The 18,856-nt window shown below is 51.4% G+C and carries 22 protein-coding genes; 10 read left to right on the top strand and 12 right to left on the bottom strand.

What is annotated here, in order from left to right:
• Positions 1-143: 143 nt before the first annotated feature.
• A complete protein-coding gene (gene mltF, locus AGRI_RS14760) occupies positions 144-1,574 on the top strand; it encodes a membrane-bound lytic murein transglycosylase MltF (protein ID WP_008985679.1) in 1,431 nt (476 codons plus the stop codon).
• Positions 1,575-1,739: 165 nt separating this feature from the next.
• Here mltF and tadA read toward each other — a convergent pair whose 3' ends face one another.
• Positions 1,740-2,273 carry a tRNA adenosine(34) deaminase TadA gene (gene tadA / locus AGRI_RS14755; RefSeq protein ID WP_008985678.1) on the bottom strand — a complete coding sequence of 178 codons (534 nt, stop codon included), beginning with the start codon at positions 2,271-2,273 and terminating at the stop codon, positions 1,740-1,742.
• Between the two features lie 186 nt (positions 2,274-2,459).
• Between tadA and AGRI_RS14750 the strand changes: the two genes are divergently transcribed.
• Positions 2,460-2,672, top strand: coding sequence for a coiled-coil domain-containing protein (locus tag AGRI_RS14750; protein WP_008608921.1), 213 nt, complete (start codon positions 2,460-2,462; stop codon positions 2,670-2,672).
• Positions 2,673-2,975: 303 nt separating this feature from the next.
• The gene (locus tag AGRI_RS14745) at positions 2,976-3,197 is read left to right on the top strand and encodes a hypothetical protein (protein WP_008949994.1); all 222 of its coding nucleotides are present in this window, start codon (positions 2,976-2,978) and stop codon (positions 3,195-3,197) included.
• Positions 3,198-3,268: 71 nt separating this feature from the next.
• Here AGRI_RS14745 and AGRI_RS14740 read toward each other — a convergent pair whose 3' ends face one another.
• Both AGRI_RS14740 and AGRI_RS14735 read right to left on the bottom strand, forming a co-directional pair.
• Positions 3,269-4,216 carry an HAAS signaling domain-containing protein gene (locus tag AGRI_RS14740; RefSeq protein ID WP_008985677.1) on the bottom strand — a complete coding sequence of 316 codons (948 nt, stop codon included), beginning with the start codon at positions 4,214-4,216 and terminating at the stop codon, positions 3,269-3,271.
• On the bottom strand, positions 4,216-4,563 hold the full coding sequence (locus AGRI_RS14735; RefSeq protein ID WP_008608924.1) for a PadR family transcriptional regulator: 348 nt from the start codon (positions 4,561-4,563) through the stop codon (positions 4,216-4,218). Before AGRI_RS14735 ends, AGRI_RS14740 begins: the two co-directional genes overlap by 1 nt.
• A 157-nt stretch (positions 4,564-4,720) precedes the next feature.
• Between AGRI_RS14735 and parS the strand changes: the two genes are divergently transcribed.
• The 5 genes from parS to AGRI_RS14710 all read left to right on the top strand — a co-directional run bounded on the left by parS (position 4,721) and on the right by AGRI_RS14710 (position 7,005).
• Positions 4,721-5,176, top strand: a complete 456-nt coding sequence (parS, locus tag AGRI_RS14730) for a type II RES/Xre toxin-antitoxin system antitoxin (RefSeq protein ID WP_008985676.1) — start codon at positions 4,721-4,723, stop codon at positions 5,174-5,176.
• A complete protein-coding gene (locus AGRI_RS14725; protein WP_008985675.1) occupies positions 5,176-5,646 on the top strand; it encodes an RES family NAD+ phosphorylase in 471 nt (156 codons plus the stop codon). The genes parS and AGRI_RS14725 overlap by 1 nt, the downstream gene beginning before the upstream one ends.
• 134 nt (positions 5,647-5,780) lie before the next feature.
• Positions 5,781-6,113 carry a type II toxin-antitoxin system RelE/ParE family toxin gene (locus AGRI_RS14720; protein WP_008985674.1) on the top strand — a complete coding sequence of 111 codons (333 nt, stop codon included), beginning with the start codon at positions 5,781-5,783 and terminating at the stop codon, positions 6,111-6,113.
• On the top strand, positions 6,100-6,414 hold the full coding sequence (locus AGRI_RS14715; RefSeq protein WP_008985673.1) for a helix-turn-helix domain-containing protein: 315 nt from the start codon (positions 6,100-6,102) through the stop codon (positions 6,412-6,414). The genes AGRI_RS14720 and AGRI_RS14715 overlap by 14 nt, the downstream gene beginning before the upstream one ends.
• A 120-nt stretch (positions 6,415-6,534) precedes the next feature.
• Positions 6,535-7,005 carry a CreA family protein gene (locus AGRI_RS14710; protein ID WP_008985672.1) on the top strand — a complete coding sequence of 157 codons (471 nt, stop codon included), beginning with the start codon at positions 6,535-6,537 and terminating at the stop codon, positions 7,003-7,005.
• Positions 7,006-7,470: 465 nt separating this feature from the next.
• Here AGRI_RS14710 and yghX read toward each other — a convergent pair whose 3' ends face one another.
• From yghX to xerD, 8 genes are all read right to left on the bottom strand, one after another.
• On the bottom strand, positions 7,471-8,361 hold the full coding sequence (gene yghX, locus AGRI_RS14705; protein ID WP_008985671.1) for a YghX family hydrolase: 891 nt from the start codon (positions 8,359-8,361) through the stop codon (positions 7,471-7,473).
• A 160-nt stretch (positions 8,362-8,521) separates the two neighbouring features.
• Complete coding sequence (locus AGRI_RS14700) at positions 8,522-9,493, bottom strand: PA2778 family cysteine peptidase (RefSeq protein WP_008985670.1); 972 nt, start codon at positions 9,491-9,493, stop codon at positions 8,522-8,524.
• Positions 9,493-9,876: a PA2779 family protein gene (locus AGRI_RS14695; protein WP_040292143.1), complete on the bottom strand. Its 384-nt coding sequence runs from the start codon at positions 9,874-9,876 to the stop codon at positions 9,493-9,495. Before AGRI_RS14695 ends, AGRI_RS14700 begins: the two co-directional genes overlap by 1 nt.
• A gap of 176 nt (positions 9,877-10,052) precedes the next feature.
• Positions 10,053-11,573, bottom strand: a complete 1,521-nt coding sequence (lysS, locus tag AGRI_RS14690; protein WP_008608940.1) for a lysine--tRNA ligase — start codon at positions 11,571-11,573, stop codon at positions 10,053-10,055.
• A 27-nt stretch (positions 11,574-11,600) separates the two neighbouring features.
• A protein-coding gene (gene prfB, locus AGRI_RS14685; RefSeq protein ID WP_162098375.1) for a peptide chain release factor 2 occupies positions 11,601-12,699 on the bottom strand; the annotation gives its coding sequence in 2 pieces (ribosomal slippage) (positions 11,601-12,623 and positions 12,625-12,699; 1,098 coding nt in all).
• Between the two features lie 113 nt (positions 12,700-12,812).
• Entirely contained in the window at positions 12,813-14,546 is a 1,734-nt protein-coding gene (gene recJ, locus AGRI_RS14680; RefSeq protein WP_008985668.1) for a single-stranded-DNA-specific exonuclease RecJ, read from the bottom strand.
• A gap of 4 nt (positions 14,547-14,550) precedes the next feature.
• On the bottom strand, positions 14,551-15,282 hold the full coding sequence (gene dsbC, locus AGRI_RS14675) for a bifunctional protein-disulfide isomerase/oxidoreductase DsbC (protein ID WP_008985667.1): 732 nt from the start codon (positions 15,280-15,282) through the stop codon (positions 14,551-14,553).
• Between the two features lie 16 nt (positions 15,283-15,298).
• Positions 15,299-16,210 (bottom strand): site-specific tyrosine recombinase XerD, encoded by a 912-nt coding sequence (xerD, locus tag AGRI_RS14670; RefSeq protein WP_008950008.1) that lies wholly within the window; start codon positions 16,208-16,210, stop codon positions 15,299-15,301.
• 181 nt (positions 16,211-16,391) lie between these two features.
• Here xerD and fldB point away from each other — a divergent pair, with 181 nt between their 5' ends.
• Together fldB and AGRI_RS14660 are read left to right on the top strand one after the other, a co-directional pair.
• On the top strand, positions 16,392-16,904 hold the full coding sequence (gene fldB / locus AGRI_RS14665) for a flavodoxin FldB (protein ID WP_008950009.1): 513 nt from the start codon (positions 16,392-16,394) through the stop codon (positions 16,902-16,904).
• Between the two features lie 92 nt (positions 16,905-16,996).
• Positions 16,997-18,094 (top strand): alpha/beta hydrolase family protein, encoded by a 1,098-nt coding sequence (locus AGRI_RS14660; RefSeq protein WP_008985666.1) that lies wholly within the window; start codon positions 16,997-16,999, stop codon positions 18,092-18,094.
• On the opposite strand, the gene AGRI_RS14655 is transcribed toward AGRI_RS14660, so the two are convergent.
• Positions 18,079-18,804 carry a tRNA1(Val) (adenine(37)-N6)-methyltransferase gene (locus AGRI_RS14655; protein ID WP_008985665.1) on the bottom strand — a complete coding sequence of 242 codons (726 nt, stop codon included), beginning with the start codon at positions 18,802-18,804 and terminating at the stop codon, positions 18,079-18,081. The two genes, AGRI_RS14660 and AGRI_RS14655, sit on opposite strands and share 16 nt — an antisense overlap.
• Positions 18,805-18,856 lie beyond the last annotated feature (52 nt).

Below are 18,856 nucleotides of genomic sequence, written 5' to 3'. Positions count from 1 at the left end.
TATTTTCCGTTGGTTGAACGACAGTGGAACCTAAAAAGGCGCCACATTATAAAGAAAATTCGCGCTAAGTGATATGTGAAAAGTCTGGCTCCCGCCAAGAAGTTTGCGGTAACATCGCAAAGTCGTCTCAACCGGAACTGATTATGCTGCGATTATGGTCTGTGCTTTGCCTGAGCTTGCTGTTACTGGCCTGCTCTAAGCCATTGCCAGAGCAAACAAATCAGCTGGCTGACATTTATCAGCGCGGTCAATTACGGGTTGGCATCCTGCATGGCCCGACCAGTTACTATATTGGTGTCGATGGCCCTACCGGCTTTGAGTATGAGTTGGCTAAGGGGCTGGCCGACCGCTTAGGCGTTGAACTGCAACTGTTCCCCAGCTTCGATTTAGATGATTTACAAACCAAGCTGAAAAATGGTCAGGTTGATTTTATTGCCGGCGGCCTGACACTCACCCCGGAGCGCACCCAAAAATTCCGGGCGGCGCCAGCCTACCGCTGGATTAACGAACTGCTGGTGTTTCGCCAGGGCAACAACTGGCCGCAACAATTAACCGACCTGACTGAGCCAGTGATTGTCTCCGCTCACAGTAGCCATGCGGAAACCCTGAAACGACTCAGTGCAGAGATTCCGGGGCTGAGCTATCAGGAAGATCCGGAGCTGGATGCCGACGAGCTACTGCAAAAAGTGGTCGATGGCAGTATCAACTATACGCTGACAGACTCTAATCAGCTGGCAGTTAACCGCCGTTTATTCCCACAGCTGACGATTGGCTTTACCGTCAGCGAAAACTTACCGGTGGGCTGGTTACTGCCCAAAACCCTGGACGACAGCCTGTTTAGCGTGCTAATCGAATACTTTGGCCACGTGTATCAAAACGGCGATTTGGTGACGCTGGAAGATCGGTATTTTGGCCATGTAGAACAGTTCGATTACGTCGATACCATCCGTTTTATCCGCGCCATTGACGATACGCTGCCAAAATTTAAATCCTGGTTTATGGAGTATGCCGGTGAGCTGGATTGGCGTTTACTGGCCGCCTTGAGTTATCAGGAATCGCACTGGAATCCGAAAGCCCGCAGCCCCACCGGGGTGCGTGGCCTGATGATGCTAACCATGCCAACCGCGCAGCAGATGGGCGTACAAAGCCGTATTGACCCTGAGCAGAGTATCGACGGTGGTAGCCGTTATCTGCAAATGCTGTTAACCCGTATTCCGGAGCGGATCCCGATGCCGGACCGGCTTTGGTTTGCCCTGGCGTCGTACAATATTGGCTGGGGCCATCTGGAAGATGCCCGTCGTCTGACGCAGCGTGATGGTGCCGATCCGGATAAATGGCTGGAAGTAAAACAACGCTTACCGCTGCTACGCAAAAAATCGGTGTATCAACATACCCGCTTTGGTTTTGCCCGTGGCGATGAAGCCGCGCTCTATGTTGAAAATATCCGTCGCTATTACGATACCCTGGTAGGAGTAGACGAGCGGCAACAACTGGAACAAAAGCTGGAACAACAACGGCAACGACTGGTCGAACAGACGGAGCAAGTTGCTGACGCGCCGCCCCTGTCACAATAAATTCATCCGGGGTGCTTGCAGCCCGCCGGCCCTGCCCATATTATTCACAACATGGTAAACAACAGGATAAATCTATGCTAAAAAAGAAAAAGCCGGCGTTAAAACGTCGCCGCCGGATGTTGGATGTGGCATCCAGCCGCCGCCGCATTAAGCGTAATTTGCAGATTAAAAAAGTACATCACCGCCGTCGGTGTTTTTTAACTTACTTTCGGCATCTGGCTGAATCCCCTGCTGTTTGAGCTGTTTTTTCTCTGCCCGCCGGCGCTGAAAAAACGCCGACAGCATGGTAGCACACTCCTCTGCTAACACCCCTGACGTGACCTCAAGCTGATGATTAAACTGCGGATACCGCACCAAATCCAGTACAGAGCCAGCCGCCCCCGTCTTATAGTCACTGGCACCGAATACCAAGCGTGCGATCCGGCTATGTACTAATACCCCGGCACACATACTGCAGGGCTCCAGCGTGACATAGAGCGTGCAGTCTAACAGCCGGTAATTGGCTAACTTCTGGCCGGCCTGACGAATTGCCAGCATCTCAGCATGCGCTGAGGGATCATTCAGGCTAATCATCTGGTTCCAACCTTCAGCAACGATCTGCTGATCTTTGACCAATACCGCCCCAACCGGCACTTCACCCAGTTGTTCCGCCCGCTGCGCCAGTAGCATGGCATGGCGCATCCACTGTTCGTCTGTCATAAAGCCTTACAAAAATTCACTTTCTTTGGCCAATTTTACCACTAGACTATGTTTAAACTGACTAAATATTTGAATATTACACTAAGCACTATCACAGAATATAAAGCAATCTGATATTAATCAGTAGCTTAAAATAATGGCATCGTGCTTGCTTTTCCTTACAAAAAAAACAGCAAGGAGATAATAATGGGTCCATTTGAAATTGCCGCTATCGCCATTATTGGTGGCCTGGGTTACGCAGCCTACGAAACGCATATGAAAACCAAAGGCAAAGCCGGCAAGGCTGATATCGAAGCCTTACAGGCAGAAATTGCCAAACTGAAGGAACGGGTGGGCACTTTGGAGAGTATTGTTACCGACAAGTCCTATCAGCTAAAAGAGCAGATTAACAAGCTCTGACAGTACCATCCTACAACCTCCGGAACGGGCTGCTTACTGCAGCCCGTTTTTATTTTTACCATAACAGCCCAGACTTTACCGCCATCACAAACGCAGATGCTGGCCCTGCCGCTGACTGACTGCCTGCTCTGATAAAGATTTTCACTACTAATTGGTTAAATTCGCTAAGGCAGGTGGTCTAAAATCTCTACAGCGATAAATGGCACAACTTAAACAATTGATATTTAACAACTATATTATTGGCATACTGTTTGATTACCTTAAGCTAACCTGAATCAATAGCTCGAACAAAAGGATCTTAGTATGAACAGAACAATCGTTATTATTTTATTAGTCGCCGTGGGTATTTACTGCTTACCAAGCTTAATCGCTATTGCTGCGACCATCTTTGGCTTATTAATTGGTCTGGTCGGTGCGGTCATTGGTATCGGCCTGACTTTGTTATTCACCGTATTACCCCTGGTGATCCTGGGTTACCTGATTTGGTGGCTGGTGCGTGATAACAAACGTAGCCGGCAGTATTAAGCAACACCGGTAGCACTAACTAACAAGCCAGAGGCTGAACCTGCATTCAGCCTCTGCTCCTCGCAGGATATTTAGGCTCTGGCCAGACGCTTTAACCGCAGCAGATCCCGTACCAATTCATATCCCGGAAAACAGGCAGTAATCAACAGCGTTACCACTATGGTGCGCTGCAGAGAATCCCATTCAAAAACATAGGGCAAGGCTGCCATGTTGATCTCCAGTAACGGCCCACTGACAGCCAGATACAGCAAAATCAGCACCAGCGCGCTATTTAGCGTCACATTCGCGATCAGCAGCGGGCGATTCCAGAAGCGTTGTTTTAGTTGCCCGATATTCAGCACTATGCCGGCCAGCAACACCGGTGTACACCAGGTGAGAAACTGCCGTGCCGGTTCAGCCAGACTGATACGCTGCGCCTCCAACTGCTCAGGGGTAAACCAAAGCGGATACCAGATCATCACCAACAAAAAGGCATAGGTGCCAAGATCGGTAAAAATATTCTGCAGCGAAATCGTCTGCCAGCCCGGCCCCACCGCCGGTAACTGCCGCGGATGCCAGTTCGGTGTTGCTTTAGCCGCTGCAGTCGGCTCCCGCGATAACAACATATAGGTCACAGTAATCGCAGTAAACGCCAGACAGGCATCGCCGATAAAGCCACTGGCAATGCTTTTCAGATACAGCAGCAAACCAAACTGACTGTGCAACCAGGCGCTGGTACTGGCGATAATTTGCAGGACAAACAAAATCCCCAGCACCATATACAGGGTATAGCGGTACACCGGCATATAACTTAAGCTGATTAACGGCTGCGGCGGCACAAATTGCTGGGCTACATCACGTGGATGCCCCATTTGTAGCAGCACGGCAGCACTGTCGTCGTCGCTAAGCTCACCTTTTTGCTCCGTCAGCGCATCCAGCTGATCGCGGATATTGGCATTCAGTTCACGGCCAATTTCATCGCGTTTATCCTCGGGTAACTCGCGCTGCACCGCAGCAATATAACGTGTTACTAAATCCATTATGCTGTCTCCTCTGGCTTTACACCCAGTAAGTTACTCAGGGCGCCATTAAGCTGTTGCCATTCATCGGTTAACTGCCCAAGCAAGCTGTGGCCGCTGGCAGACAGCTGGTAATAACGCCGCTCCCGCCCTTCGCCTTGCTGCCATTCACTGTCGAGTAACCCCTGCTCTGCCAGACGGCGGATCAGCGGATACAGGGTGCCTTCATCAATCTCAATACCGTTGTCGTTAAGTTGTTTGCGCAGCGAATAGCCATAATGCGCCTCTTTCAGCGACGCCAGCACCGCCAAAACCAGCACCCCGCGGCGCAGTTCCAGCCGAATTTTGTCCAGTTGCGATTGCGTCATCTTTTGCTCCTGATACTGTGTATCGCATACTGTGCGCCACACAGTTACCTATACTAGGTGGCGCACAGTATAAAAGCAAGGGGGATAATCATTAAAAATTGCACTACTGGCCCATATGGGCTATCTTTAAAAGGCCATATGAACCAAAAAGGGCTCAATGATGACTGTCAGCGCAGTGAAAAGCTTTAAACCCACACCGCTGTACCAACCGAATTTTTGGTATAGCCTTGGTATAGAAGATGAGGCAACGTCAAAAAATGTCGCTATTCATCAAGGCTTTAAACCAGAGGTCTATCGTAACATTCTGGCGAAAGCCCGGTTGTCACAAACCGAGTTTCACCATGTTACCCTGATCCCAATCAGCACGATTAAGCGCCGCCTGAAAAATGGAGAACGTTTCAACACTCAGGAAAGTGACGTTATGTACCGCCTGGCGCTGCTGATCAAACTAGCGACCGAGCTTTTTGGCAATGAACAACGCGCTCTCGCCTGGTTACGTGAAAGTGTGTATGGCCTGAATGGCAAGCGGCCCTTAGATATGATTGCGACCACTGTCGATTTTGAAACGGTTAAAGAGTTAATCGGCCGGCTCGAACACGGCGTGTTTTCTTGATGCAACTGTACCGGCTGACCCAAAAAAAGTTCGCCGAGGCGCCCTTCAATCCGCAAGGCGCAAAATTATTTGGCGGGCGCTGGAACTCAAAAGGCACAGCGGCGCTGTATTTCGCTGCATCTGAATCGCTTTGTATCCTGGAAGTTTTTGTACACCTTAATCACGACCCTGAGGTGATTCAGCAATACGATCTTTACCGCATTGAGTTACCCGACGAGCTGATTATCCCGTTGGACAATTCAGTTCTGCCACCTAACTGGCGGGCAATACCGGCGCCGGAACAGACGCAACTGATTGGCGATCAATTTCTTAACGCCGAAAACCCCGAGTTCGCCGCACTCCAGGTCCCCTCAAGTATTTCGCCGCGAGATCGTAACTACCTGATCAATCCACGGCATCCGCTGCTACCTGCTATCCTCGCCAAAGCCGAAAAACTTGAATTTAGTTTTGATGCACGGATCTTCAGATAGCTTAATACGCCAGACCCAATGCAGCTCCCGGCCCCCGACTCCGCTATGCTCGGCCCCCGACTCCGGTATGCTTGCCGTACCGGAGTCGCAACCTGACACTTGCCATCTGTACGTTATTTGCGTACACTTTTTTAATGAAAAGTGTATTTATCGAATCAACAATTTTTGAAAAGCACCGAGATGAATACCTCAGTGATGATGAGTATAGGCTCTTTCAAGCTGAATTAATGTTAAACCCACACTTGGGTGATGTGATTCAAGGTACTGGCGGTTTGCGCAAAATTCGAGTTGCCAGCAAAGGTAAAGGAAAACGCGGTGGTTCACGGATTATTTATTACTTTCTCGATGAAAAAAGGCGTTTTTATTTGCTAACCATTTACGGCAAAAATGAAATGTCCGATTTAAATGCAATTCAAAGAAAACAATTAATGGCTTTTATGGAGGCGTGGCGCAATGAGCACTCGTGATTTATTTGCAGAGTTAAGCTCAGCTCTTGTTGAGGCTAAACAGCATTCAGAAGGTAAGTTGACCCTAAAAACACATCATGTGAATGCTACGGGTGAGTTGAATATCTCACCAGATGAAATCGTGAGTATTCGAGAGCAGTTTAATATGTCCCGTGGCGTCTTCGCGAGGCTACTTCATACGTCTTCGCGCACATTAGAAAACTGGGAACAAGGTCGTAGTGTGCCAAATGGTCAAGCTGTTACCCTTTTAAAGTTAGTACAGCGTCATCCAGAAACGTTGTCACACATAGCCGAGCTATAACAAACGGCTGTTGTCGCCACTAGGGGCCTGGGCGTTCTGCTGCAAAACCACCAATTGCGCTATTATTGCCACTAACCACTGGGCTGGCAGCAGCCGGCAAAGCAAACTAAGGAGTCTGGAATGCGCATATCAGGTTGCGTTTTACTGCTACTAACACTGACCCTGACGGGTTGTAACAGAAATGAAGTGGGAGATGTATCGTTGGGGCTCTTTACCACCAAGGATATCAAACTGGATGCGTTTACTGATCCTATCGTTAGCGGCGTAACCTGCCACGTATCCAGTATTGAGGCTAATCTGGATTTTTCGGATCCTTCTGACAGTGCCATCTCTTGCCGGCAAACCGGCCCCATTACCGCTGAGATGATTGCTAAAATCGATAAAAGCAAAAACGGTGAAGTGCTGTTCACTAAATCGAAAAGTGTATTTTTTAAAAGTATGAAAATCCGCCGTATCTACGATGCGCAGAATCAAACCCTGATGTATCTGTCTTATTCGACAAAGGAAACCTCGGGCAGCTTTAAGCATGGCTTATCGACAGTGCCATTGTGGGGGACAGAGGCTTATACCGCTTCGGGTGTTGCCCCTTAGGTTTGGTGTTCCTGTCACTATCGCAGGAGCGACTCCGGTACGACAAGCATACCGGAGTCGTGATGCGGTGTAGCCTTGCGTTTAGTGTTTTTCTCGCTATCGCAGGAGCGACTCCGGTACGACAAGCATACCGGAGTCGTGGTGCGGTGTAGTTTTGAGTTTGGTGTTTTTCTTACTATCGCAGGAGCGACTCCGGTACGACAAGCATACCGGAGTCGTGGTGTGGTGTAGCTTTGGGTTAGGGGGTTTTCTTACCATCGCAGGACCGACTCCGGTACGACAGGCATACCGGAGTCGTGGTGTGGTGTAGCTTTGGGTTAGGGGGTTTTCTTACTATCGCAGGATCGACTCCGGTACGACAGGCATACCGGAGTCGTGGTGTGGTGTAACTTTGGGTTAGGTGGTTTTCTTACCATCGCAGGACCGACTCCGGTACGGCAAGCGTACCGGAGTCGTGGTGCTGGGCTAGGTTTTTAGATAGCGGGCAAACCAATCCAGGGTGCGTTGCCAGGCGAGTTTAGCAGCGGCTTCATCGTAACGGGGTGTCGAGTCGTTATGAAAGCCATGATAAGTGCCGGGATAGAAATGGGCTTCGAAGGTTTTATTAGCGGCTTTAAGTGCTGCTTCTACCGCCGGCCAGGTTTCGTTGACTCTGGGGTCGTTCTCCGCAAAATGATACTGCAACGGCGCCTTGATTGGCGCTACCGCCGCCGGATCGGCCTGCCGGCCATAAAAAGGTACCGCACAGGCCAGTTCCGGATAAGCAACAGCCGCCGCATTACAGACACCGCCGCCATAACAAAAACCGGTGATGCCGACTTTATCGGTGGTCAGCTCGCTGGCCAGTAAAAACTCAAGTGCAGCAAAGAAATCGTTTAACAGTTTTTGTGGATCAACCTGACGCTGCAAGGCCCTGCCCTCGTCATCATTGCCCGGATAACCGCCGACCGAGCTTAAACCATCCGGCGCCAGCGCCACATAGCCGGCTTTGGCTACCCGCCGCGCCACATCTTCGATATAAGGGTTCAGACCTCGGTTTTCATGCACCACCAGCACGGCTGGCGCAGGCTGCTCCAGCTTGGCAGGACGCACCAGGTAGGCGCGCACCTCACCATGCCCATTGGGTGATGGGTAACGGATATAGCTGGCAATAATCTCAGGATCGTTAAAGGAGATCTGCTGTGCCAGTGCATAATTCGGGGTTAGTGCGGACAAAAGCGCAACCGCCGTCATGGAGCCAACAGCAAATTTAGCCGCCCGCTCTAAAAAATCACGCCGGCTTAATTTGCCATGCACATAAAAATCATACAGCTCAAGTAATTCCGGGCTAAAGTCGGCGGCGGTTAAACGTGGCATAGAGCTCTCCCTGGATAGGTTATTCGCTAGTGCACAATAGTAAGGCAATATTAGCGCAATAAACGCAGTACTGTGCCTGCCGGTTCAATCTGCTCTGCCCTACTGCGACCAGTAGCCTGCAGGCGGCGGTCGATGGCAATTGACCGCGATGATGTGGTAGCTAGTGAGTCACACTACAGCTCGTTGTTGTCGTCTGAGCGTTAATTTGTTGCTCACTATCCTGAATATTGGCATCGTCAGGCGCCAGCTGCCGCGCAGCTTTGATCAGTTTCAGCGCCTGCGCTTTGCAGCCCAGCTCACTCAATACCAAAGCGTAATTATTTAAATAGGCCGGTTGCTGTTTCGCCAGCGGCAGGCCCTTAGCAAACCAAATGGCGGCCTCGGCCGGTGCTGGTGCTAAAAAGTGATTACCGAGTAAAAAATACGGCAGCCAGTAATCCGGCCACTGCTGGGTAGCGCTGATGAGCGCCGTAACACCAGCTGCAGTTTGCCGGGTTTGCAATAGATCCTGACAGGCTCGGGTATAAAGAAAGGGGTCCAGCAGCGCGCTGGTGCGCCCGGGTGGCAACATCGCCAGTAGCCAATAGTTAGCTCTTTGCCAGGTGCGCTCAAAGGTAGCCAGCGGAAGCCGGTATTCGGCGCTGAGACCGCTATGCAAAATCATCTCGCGCCGATCCAAATCATAGCCAATAACAACGGCGTAGTGCCATTGTGGCAACCAGCTAAGACCATTGTTTTGCAGCACAATTACCGGGATTTTCTCGTCAATTAGCTGTAGCAACTGACGTAAACTGCCGCGCTGTTCATAAGCGACAAAGCCCAGTTGGCGGCTGGCAGCGGCCATTTCAATTTGCAGGCTGCCCTGCAGTCCCGGCGTAAAAGTCAGACCGGCGATACTATCGGCGCTGTGCTCTACCCCATAGTAAGCAGCCACTTCTGAGAGCGTGGTTGGGCCACAAAAATAGTCTTGCTGTGGATAAAAGGGCACTGCGCTAAGCAAGGCCTGACGGCTGATGGCCGGTGGCTCTGCCAGCAGTTGCCGGCTTTGCGGTGGGCTTTGGCACCCTGATAACAGCAGCAGTAATAGCAAGAGGCCAGCCTTTAGGCTGGCCGCTGCGATTTGTGCCGACATTACCTGGAGCGGATAGGACGGATAAAGGGATAAACGTCGGTCAGACCCATAAGATCCAACACTGCCACAACCACCAGCACGGTGACGATAGTACCCACGACACCACCCGCCGGCATTTCATGTAACTGGCTATTCAGCGCTGCCAACTCCGCATCGGTCATATTGGCGATACGTTGCTCTGCGTCTTGCTGGCTAACACCCAGTTGCACCAGTTTTTGCTGCACTTCGGCCGTATCCAAAAACGACAATACCTGCTGCTTGTTGTAGTGGTGTTGCTGGCTGGCAAGCATTTGCTCAGAGCTGACCACACCTGCCGATACCTGACCCAAACCCAACGTCAGGCTGCTGGCGAGTAACGCCGCTGTAATTAGCTTATTTTGCATTTCGATATCCTTGTAGTTAATAACAGAATCTGCAACAGCAACAACTAACATTACACTAAGCTGCTGAACGCTAACTGACTGAGATTAGACTAATTAAAACTAAGCTGCAAGGAAGGAGAACGGTCTTCGACAGCCACTGTGCCGAAGACCGGATAGCGCGCCTGGGCGCCTAAGGCTTACTTATCGTGATGTAAACGCATATGCGGGAACAGGATCACATCGCGGATTGAAGCGGCATCGGCCAGCAACATCACTAAGCGGTCGATACCGATACCCTGACCTGCTGTTGGCGGTAAACCGTGCTCCAGCGCGGTAACAAAGTCTTCATCGTAGAACATGGCTTCATCATCACCAGCGTCTTTTTGCGCGACCTGCTCGCGGAAGCGCTCGGCCTGATCTTCAGCATCGTTCAGCTCGCTAAAACCGTTGCCCAGCTCACGACCACCGATAAAGAATTCAAAGCGGTCGGTGATCTCCGGGTTATCGTCGTTACGCCGCGCCAGCGGTGATACCTCAGCCGGGTATTCGGTAATAAAGGTTGGATGGCGCAGCTTGGTTTCTACCAGCTCGTCAAACACTTCCATTAAAATACGACCATGGCCATAGTTGGCTTTTACTTCAATGCCCAGCGATTTCGCCAGCTCAGCCACCGACTCACGGGTCGCCAACTGCTCTTTGGTAATTGACGGGTTGTAATGCAGGATCGACTCTGTCACCGACATCCGCGCAAACGGCTTACCAAAGTCAAACACCTCGCCCTGATACGGCACTTCAGTGCTGCCCAGTACGTCCAGCGCTAAGCCACGGAATAACTTTTCAGTTAAATCCATTAAGTCGTTATAGTCGGCATAGGCCCAGTAGAATTCCAGCATAGTGAATTCCGGGTTATGCCGGGTCGACACGCCTTCGTTACGGAAGTTACGGTTTAACTCAAATACCTTCTCAAAACCGCCAACCACCAGCCGCTTTAAATACAGCTCAGGGGCAATACGCAGGAACATTTGCATATCCAGCGCATTATGGTGGGTTTCAAACGGCCGTGCCGAGGCACCGCCCGGAATGGCTTGCAGCATTGGCGTTTCGACTTCTAAAAAGCCATGCTCGTTAAAGAAACGGCGGATATAGGCCACAGTTTTGCTGCGTACCAAAAAGGTTTTGCGAGATTGCTCGTTTGAGATCAGATCCAGATAACGCTGGCGGTAACGCGCTTCGTTATCAGTTAAACCGTGGAATTTGTCTGGCAGTGGGCGCAGTGCTTTGGTTAATAAGCGGATTTCCGTTGCCCATACTGTCAGCTCACCAGTTTGGGTTTTAAATAAGTAACCTTTTACGCCGAGGATATCGCCCAGGTCCCATTTTTTAAACTGGTCGTTATACAGGCCTTCCGGCAGGCTGTCGCGCGCCACATACACCTGAAACTTGCCGCCCATATCCTGCAGCGTACAGAAGCTGGCTTTACCCATAATACGGCGGGTCATCATCCGGCCACCCAGGCTCACTTCTACCTTGTTGGCTTCCAGCTCTTCTTTGCTTAACGCATCGTACTTGGCATGAATTTCATCAGAGATATGCGCCCGGCGAAAATCATTCGGGAAGGCAATGCCCTGTTCGCGAATCGCCGCCAGCTTATGTTTTCGCTCAGCAATCAGTTTGTTAACATCCTGAATTTCTTCATGTTGGTTATGCTGTTCAGACATTTGTTGATTCCTGAGTGAGTTAAAAAATTACAAACCGGCTTTTAAGCTGGCTTCGATAAATTTGTCCAGATCGCCATCCAGCACCGACTGGGTATTGCGGGTTTCTACCCCGGTACGCAAGTCTTTAATGCGCGAGTCGTCCAGTACATAAGAGCGGATCTGGCTGCCCCAGCCGATATCCGACTTGGTATCTTCCAGCGCCTGCTTTTCGGCATTTTGCTTTTGCAGCTCAAACTCGTACAGCTTGGCGCGCAGTTGCTTATAGGCATTGTCGCGGTTTTTATGCTGCGAGCGGTCATTCTGACACTGCACTACAATATTGGTCGGTAAGTGCGTGATCCGTACCGCTGAATCGGTCCGGTTAACGTGCTGACCACCTGCACCTGAGGCGCGATAGGTATCAATACGTAAGTCTGCCGGGTTAATTTCGATTTCGATATCGTCATCGATTTCCGGCGACACAAATACCGAGGCAAAAGACGTATGGCGGCGGTTACCGGAGTCAAACGGGCTCTTACGCACCAGGCGGTGTACGCCGGTTTCGGTACGTAGCCAACCGTAGGCGTATTCACCGGTAAACTTGATGGTACAGCCTTTAATGCCCGCGACGTCACCGTCGGTCACTTCGTACAGCTCAGGTTTAAAGCCTTTATCTTCACCCCAACGCAGATACATCCGCATCAGCATACTGGCCCAGTCCTGCGCTTCGGTACCACCGGAGCCAGCCTGAATATCCAGATAGCAGTCGTTCTGATCATGTTTGCCAGAGAACATACGGCGGAATTCCAACAGCGCCAGTTGTTTCTCCAGATCGGCCAGCTCAGCTTTGGCTTCTTCAAAGGTCGCTTCATCTTCGGCTTCAACCGCCAGTTCCAGCAAGCCCTGCACATCTTCCAGGCCCTGGTCCAGCTTGTCGATAGTACCCACCACCTGCTCCAGCGCCGAGCGCTCTTTGCCCAGCGCCTGGGCTTTGTCAGGAGTATTCCAGATAGCGGAGTCTTCTAACTCGCGCGAGACTTCTTCTAAGCGTTCTTTTTTGCCATCGTAGTCAAAGATACCCCCGAAGCACATTAGTGCGTTCAGTCAGATCTTTGATGCTGTTATATACCGGATTCACTTCAAACATGGGATAAACCGACCTGTAGGACGATAAAAAAATTGGCGCGGATTATAACAAAAAAACTGCCGCTACGGGCAGTTTTTAACAGCAATCTTCAACCAGGGCTTGTTGAGGTTTGCTTACAGTCCTTCCATATACCGCACGATCAGCTGCAGGCTTTGTTGTTCGCGATATTCGTTAATATCCAGCTGGTAGGCCAGCCGTACCCGCTGAATATTCACATTAGGCCAGGCTTTGTTATCGGCATTAAACCAGATCGCATCAACCAGCTTGCCGCCGGGGCCTTTTAGCAGCATTTTTAAATGCCGATCGGCCAGCATCTTCTGGCTTAACAGCTGAAACTCGCCATCAAACACCGGCTCCGGAAAGGCCTGCCCCCAGGGCCCGGCATTTTGCAGCAACTGAGCAAAACTGAGCTCAAAACACTCTGCTTCCAGCTCGCCGTCGGTTAACACCATGGCGGTTAGTTGCTCCGCTGTCAGGTATTTTTTTGCTGTCAGGTTAAATGCCAGCGCAAAGGTCTCGAGCTTGTCTTCACTAATGGTTAAGCCGGCCGCCATCGCATGGCCGCCAAATTTTTTAATCAACCCCGGATACTGGGTCGCAATTTCATCCAGTACGTCGCGAATATGAAAACCATTAATTGAACGCGCCGAGCCTTTTAACTCGCCGTTATCGCCCTTGGCAAAAGCGATGGTCGGCCGGTGAAACTGCTCTTTAATGCGACCGGCCAGAATACCAATTACGCCCTGATGCCAGTCGTGCCGGTATAAACATAAGGTTTCCGGTAAGTTGCTGCCATCAAAGGAGAGCTGGCTCAGCAGTGCCTGCGCTTCCTGCTGCATACTTTGTTCGATACTGCGCCGCTCGGCGTTCAGGTTATCCAGCTCGGCGGCATATTGGCGCGCTAAACCTAAGTTTGGCGCCAGTAAACAACTGATGCCAAGCGACATATCATCCAACCGGCCAGCGGCATTCAGGCGTGGCCCCAGTGCAAAACCAAAATCACTGGCGGTCAGTTTGGCCGCATCACGATTGGCGACATCAATCAGCGCCTGAATACCGGGCCGGCATTTACCGGCGCGAATACGCATCAAACCCTGATATACCAAAATGCGGTTATTGGCATCCAGCGGCACCACATCGGCGACAGTACCGAGTGCCACTAAGTCCAGTAATTCTGCGACATTGGGCTCGGTAAGCCCCTGTGCGGCAAAATAGCCCTGGTCACGTAAGGTCGAACGTAATGCCAGCAATAAGTAAAACGCCACACCAACACCGGCCAGCGCCTTACTTGGGAAGTTACAGCCAGGCTGATTCGGGTTAACGATAGCATCGGCATCCGGGAGCGTATTGCCCGGTAAGTGATGGTCAGTGACCAGCACTTTGACACCGGCACGTTTTGCCAATGCCACGCCTTCAATCGCCGAGATGCCGTTATCAACGGTAATAATCAGCTCAGCGCCCTGTGCTACAACAATTTCAGCCAGCTCCGGCGTTAAGCCATAGCCGTATTCAAAGCGGTTCGGTACCAGATATTCCAGATACTTAAAGCCAAAGGCCTTTAAACCACTCATCAGCACAGCGGTGCTGGTCGCACCATCGGCATCAAAGTCGCCAACAATCACAATACGTTGCTGGCTGGTCAACGCCGCCACCAGCAGGGCGCTGGCGCGGTCGATATCTTTTAGTTGCGTAAAAGGCAGTAACGCTGAAGCCTGACGTTGTAGCTCACTGGCACAGCTGACGCCACGGCTCAGATACAGACGACTGAGCACCGGGTGCAGTGCCGGATCCAGTATTGATGCAGATTGCGCCGGCAGTGTCCGGCGGCTGATCTGTTTTACCTGCAAGGTGTTACTCTCCGGTGTTCAGTTGTTGCAGCATCGCCGCTACCGGCATATAGCCCGGGATCAGGCTGCCATCTGGCAATATCACCGCTGGGGTACCATTAATGCCAAAGAACTGCGCCAATGCATACTGACTGGCGACCGGATTCTGACACATAGCTTTAGCTACCGTTTTATCAGTCTTGGCATTATCCATAGCGCCATTTTTATCTTTGGCGCACCAGATATGCTGCATTTGTAAACCGGTTTCCGATGCGACACCGGCCCGCGGAAACGCCAGATAGCGCACGGTAATACCCGCATTCAGATAATCTTTCATTTCCTGATGTAACTTGCGGCAATAGCCACAACTGGGGTCAGTAAACACATGCACCACATACTTTTCTTTTGGCGACTTGTATTCGATAACCTGATCTTTTTGCTCCGCCAGTTTTTGCACGATAATCGGCGCCATCAGCTGATCTTTTAAATTGGTCGGCACTTTTTGGCCACGAATGGTTTGCCATTGCTGCAGATCCAGCACATTACCGGCAATCAGATAACGGCCATCATCCGACATAAAAAACAGCCCCTGGTCGGTGATCACCTGAGAGACACCGGTCATCGGCGACGCTTTGACTTCCTGCACATTTAGCCCAACTTCTGACAACGCCTGGCTGATTTTTTCATTGGCCACCGCCGTTAGTGGCAGCATGCTGGCAACAAGTACCGATAACAGGGTTTTAACTGACTTTTTCATAATGCTTCCCACTCCGCTAACCGCGCGGATGATGTTGTTGATGCAATTGCTGTAAGCGCGCCTGCGCGACATGGGTGTAAATTTGTGTGGTAGAGAGATCACTGTGCCCCAGCAACATCTGCACCACCCGTAAATCCGCACCATGATTCAGCAAATGCGTGGCAAAGGCATGCCGAACCGTATGGGGCGACAAGGTAGCCCGAATGCCGGCTACTTTCGCATAAAACTTAATCCGATGCCAGAAGGTTTGCCGTGTCATCAGCTGTTGCCGGCTACTGGGAAACACCACATCACTAAGCTGACTCTGTAGCGCCGGCCGTGCTTCTTTTAAATAGCGGCTAAGCCAGTACTGCGCTTCTTCGCCCATGGGCACTAAGCGCTCTTTGCGCCCTTTACCGAGCACCCGCACTATGCCCTGCTGCAAATACAGTTGTTGCATCGATAGTGTCACCAGCTCAGTTACCCGGATGCCAGTGGCATATAACAACTCCAACATGGCTTTATCGCGAAACTGGATCAGTTCACTGATATCCGGCGCGGCCAGCAGGGCTTCAACATCCTGCTCCGACAGCGTTTTCGGTAAGCTGCTACCAATTTTGGGGTTAATCAGCTCAGTGGTTGGGTCTTGCGCAAGCTGCTGTTGTTGCACCAGATAACGATAAAAACGGCGCAGGCTGCTTAGTAGCCGCGAAGTGCTGCGCGGGTTAAAACCCTCGTCATAGCGTTTCGCCAGATAGCGGTTAATCAGATCACTGCTCACTGCCGTAAGATGCGGTTGCCCCTGTTGCTGGCAAAAACGGGCGAAATGTTTCAGATCCGTGCCATAAGCACTTAGCGTATGCACGCTGGCGGCCTGCTCCAGTTCCAGTTGTTCCTGAAACTGTTGGATCAGGTGCAGATTTTCGGCGGACAGCGGTGGTGTTGGCATGGCACTTCTTTCTTAACTGAGTACGACTAGTGTACCGGAGGCCCCCCTTGGGGAACAAGGGTGCTGATCTGCAGCCAGACGTCAACTACTCCAGCTTGCTGATGGGCGCAAGGCGCACACTATGCTAAACTGCCGCCCGTTTTTAGCATGCAACAACACTCTCGATAAAAAGGTCTGCCAGATGAAGATTGGCTTGTTTTACGGCTCAACCACCTGTTACACCGAAATGGTGGCAGAAAAAATTCAGGCCCTGATTGGCCCGGAATATGTGGCGCTGCATAACTTAAAAGATACGCCGTTAACTGCGATGGCCGACTATGACATTCTGATCCTCGGCTTGTCGACCTGGGACTTTGGTGAAATTCAGGAAGACTGGGAAGCGCACTGGCCCGAGATTAATCAGGTGGACCTGAGCGGTAAAACCATCGCGCTGTATGGCATGGGCGATCAGCTGGGCTATGCTGAGTGGTTTCAGGATGCGCTCGGTATGCTGCATCATGAAATCGCGAAACAGCAGGTAAAACGGGTTGGTTTTTGGCCAAATCAGGGCTACGACTTTATCGCCTCAAAAGCCGTCACACCGGATGGCGAGTGGTTTTATGGCCTGGCATTGGATGATGAAAACCAATACGAGCAAACCGATGCGCGGCTGGCGCAGTGGGTAGAGCAAATTTTGCTGGAGTGCGCTGCATAAAGCGGCTTTATTGAGCGCAGACTAAACCCAAAGCCGCGCGCGGACATATAAGCTAGCAAGAGCAGACAAAGATGTCGTAACGAGGACCTTTAATGCAAGCTGTTAGCCTTTTCAAAGCGGCAAGCGTTGCCGCCATTGCCTTTACCTTGCTGCTGGCTTTAGCCGGATGCGCAAAAAAACCACCCGTGCCAGACGATAGTGTCTGGCAACAGCAACTGAGTTTGCCATCGGTTCAAGCTTCAGTTGACGTTGTAAAGCAGCTGTCACAACAGGTTGAGGTGGTAAATTTCGACTGGTGGGATCAAAGCCGGGAGCGGATAGTACCGGCGCTGCTATTTAAACCCGCAACACAGCAACCCGCCAAAGCGCTGATTATTTTTTCCCATGGCTTAGGTGGCTCGAAAGAACGGTACTCTTATCTTGGCCAGTATTGGGCCAGCCAGGGTTATGCCAGCCTGCATTTGCAACATGACGGTAGTGACCGCAAAGTCTGGCGCGGTAGCCGGCTAACCTTGCCGTTTCGCCTAAAAGACGCGGCTGCTGCCAGTGAAGCGCTGGCCCGGGTGCAGGATGTGAAATTTGCGCTGGATCAGCTGTTAGCCTCGGAGTATGCCTTGGCTTTTGATGCACAGCAGATTGTGATGGCCGGCCATTCTTACGGTGCCAATACCTCGATGTTATTAAGCGGCGCTCAGGTCGAACAGGACGGTGTGCTGGTAAGTTTAAGAGATGAGCGCATTAAAGCCGCCATTTTGATTTCCGCGCCGCCGTTTTATAACGACCAACCGCTAGACAGCATACTGGCCGAAGTCAGGATCCCCACCTTACATATCACCACCACGGAAGACGAAATTCGGGTGCCCGGTTTCTACTCGTCACCACAAGACCGCTTCGACTTGTTCAATGCCATGGCCAGTAACTATAAGGTGTTGGCGGTATTCAGTGCCGGTAGCCACAATATTTTTTCCGGTTGGCGCCGCAACTCAGATAGTACAGCACAACAACAGGTGATCAAGGCGGCGACCCAGGCGTTATCCAGCGCCTTTATCGAACGCCTAATTACCGGTGATGACCGGGCTATCCGGTTATGGGCACAGCAACATCAGGCGGTACTGGCTGACTTTGTCCACTCAGATTTAGTGGCTAAGCGGGATGAACATCGCACCGCACCGCTTCAAAACTTGAGATAAAAATCCCGTAGCAAGTCACGATATTGCGCCGAGTAAACGCCAGCGCCATCCTGGATCAGTAAGCTTGCCGGCTCTGCGAAGGTCGCTATGGTTGACCTGCTCCAACTTTGCAGATAACGACTCACCGGCTTGCCAGCCGTGGTTTGCACCTGACAAAGCCGCAGACACTGCCAACCGCGCGCAGTCGCCGCTGCGGTAAAAGCCTGCTGGCTGGCGGCCGGCAATACCAAACTAAACTCACCTGCCGGTGCTAATAAACTGGCGGCTTTATCAAGTAAGGCCGCAAAGGGCAAGCTATCAGTATGCCTGGCCTGTTGCCGCGTGGCATCCTGACTTGGCAGCGCATGCTGAAAAAAAGGCGGGTTAGAAATAATTAAAGCGTAACGCTCGGCGGTGCTATAGGTTAGAATATCGCCCTTTATCACGCGAATAGCGTCAGGCCAGGGGCTGAGTGCCACATTAGCGGCAGCCTGGGTAGCAGCATTGGTATCCAGCTCCACTGCCGTGATCGGAATTTGGCCCCCGGTGCGCTGTGCCAGCATTAAACTTAAAATGCCACTGCCACAGCCAATATCCAGCATGGCGGGTGTCGCCTGTAACGCGGTGGGCAAAGCCGCCCAGGCGCCCAATAACAGTGCATCGGTGCCGACTTTCATCGCACAGTGCTGATGGCCGATATAAAATTGTTTACACTGAAAACCTGCTGACATAAGCCCTCCGGCGCGGAGTGTAACGCGCCAGCCGCTAATGTCACAATATAAC

Origin of the sequence: Alishewanella agri BL06 (assembly GCF_000272005.1) — a bacterium.
Taxonomy (GTDB): domain Bacteria; phylum Pseudomonadota; class Gammaproteobacteria; order Enterobacterales; family Alteromonadaceae; genus Alishewanella; species Alishewanella agri.
This window is presented reverse-complemented; position numbering and strand designations above follow the sequence as displayed.

Coding starts and splice junctions, on each gene's coding strand:
- mltF (WP_008985679.1), top strand. CDS start 144: ATGCTGCGATTATGGTCTGTGCTTTGCCTGAGCTTGCTGTTACTGGCC.
- tadA (WP_008985678.1), bottom strand. CDS start 2,273: ATGACAGACGAACAGTGGATGCGCCATGCCATGCTACTGGCGCAGCGG.
- AGRI_RS14750 (WP_008608921.1), top strand. CDS start 2,460: ATGGGTCCATTTGAAATTGCCGCTATCGCCATTATTGGTGGCCTGGGT.
- AGRI_RS14745 (WP_008949994.1), top strand. CDS start 2,976: ATGAACAGAACAATCGTTATTATTTTATTAGTCGCCGTGGGTATTTAC.
- AGRI_RS14740 (WP_008985677.1), bottom strand. CDS start 4,216: ATGGATTTAGTAACACGTTATATTGCTGCGGTGCAGCGCGAGTTACCC.
- AGRI_RS14735 (WP_008608924.1), bottom strand. CDS start 4,563: ATGACGCAATCGCAACTGGACAAAATTCGGCTGGAACTGCGCCGCGGG.
- parS (WP_008985676.1), top strand. CDS start 4,721: ATGATGACTGTCAGCGCAGTGAAAAGCTTTAAACCCACACCGCTGTAC.
- AGRI_RS14725 (WP_008985675.1), top strand. CDS start 5,176: ATGCAACTGTACCGGCTGACCCAAAAAAAGTTCGCCGAGGCGCCCTTC.
- AGRI_RS14720 (WP_008985674.1), top strand. CDS start 5,781: ATGAAAAGTGTATTTATCGAATCAACAATTTTTGAAAAGCACCGAGAT.
- AGRI_RS14715 (WP_008985673.1), top strand. CDS start 6,100: ATGAGCACTCGTGATTTATTTGCAGAGTTAAGCTCAGCTCTTGTTGAG.
- AGRI_RS14710 (WP_008985672.1), top strand. CDS start 6,535: ATGCGCATATCAGGTTGCGTTTTACTGCTACTAACACTGACCCTGACG.
- yghX (WP_008985671.1), bottom strand. CDS start 8,361: ATGCCACGTTTAACCGCCGCCGACTTTAGCCCGGAATTACTTGAGCTG.
- AGRI_RS14700 (WP_008985670.1), bottom strand. CDS start 9,493: ATGTCGGCACAAATCGCAGCGGCCAGCCTAAAGGCTGGCCTCTTGCTA.
- AGRI_RS14695 (WP_040292143.1), bottom strand. CDS start 9,876: ATGCAAAATAAGCTAATTACAGCGGCGTTACTCGCCAGCAGCCTGACG.
- lysS (WP_008608940.1), bottom strand. CDS start 11,573: ATGTCTGAACAGCATAACCAACATGAAGAAATTCAGGATGTTAACAAA.
- dsbC (WP_008985667.1), bottom strand. CDS start 15,282: ATGAAAAAGTCAGTTAAAACCCTGTTATCGGTACTTGTTGCCAGCATG.
- xerD (WP_008950008.1), bottom strand. CDS start 16,210: ATGCCAACACCACCGCTGTCCGCCGAAAATCTGCACCTGATCCAACAG.
- fldB (WP_008950009.1), top strand. CDS start 16,392: ATGAAGATTGGCTTGTTTTACGGCTCAACCACCTGTTACACCGAAATG.
- AGRI_RS14660 (WP_008985666.1), top strand. CDS start 16,997: ATGCAAGCTGTTAGCCTTTTCAAAGCGGCAAGCGTTGCCGCCATTGCC.
- AGRI_RS14655 (WP_008985665.1), bottom strand. CDS start 18,804: ATGTCAGCAGGTTTTCAGTGTAAACAATTTTATATCGGCCATCAGCAC.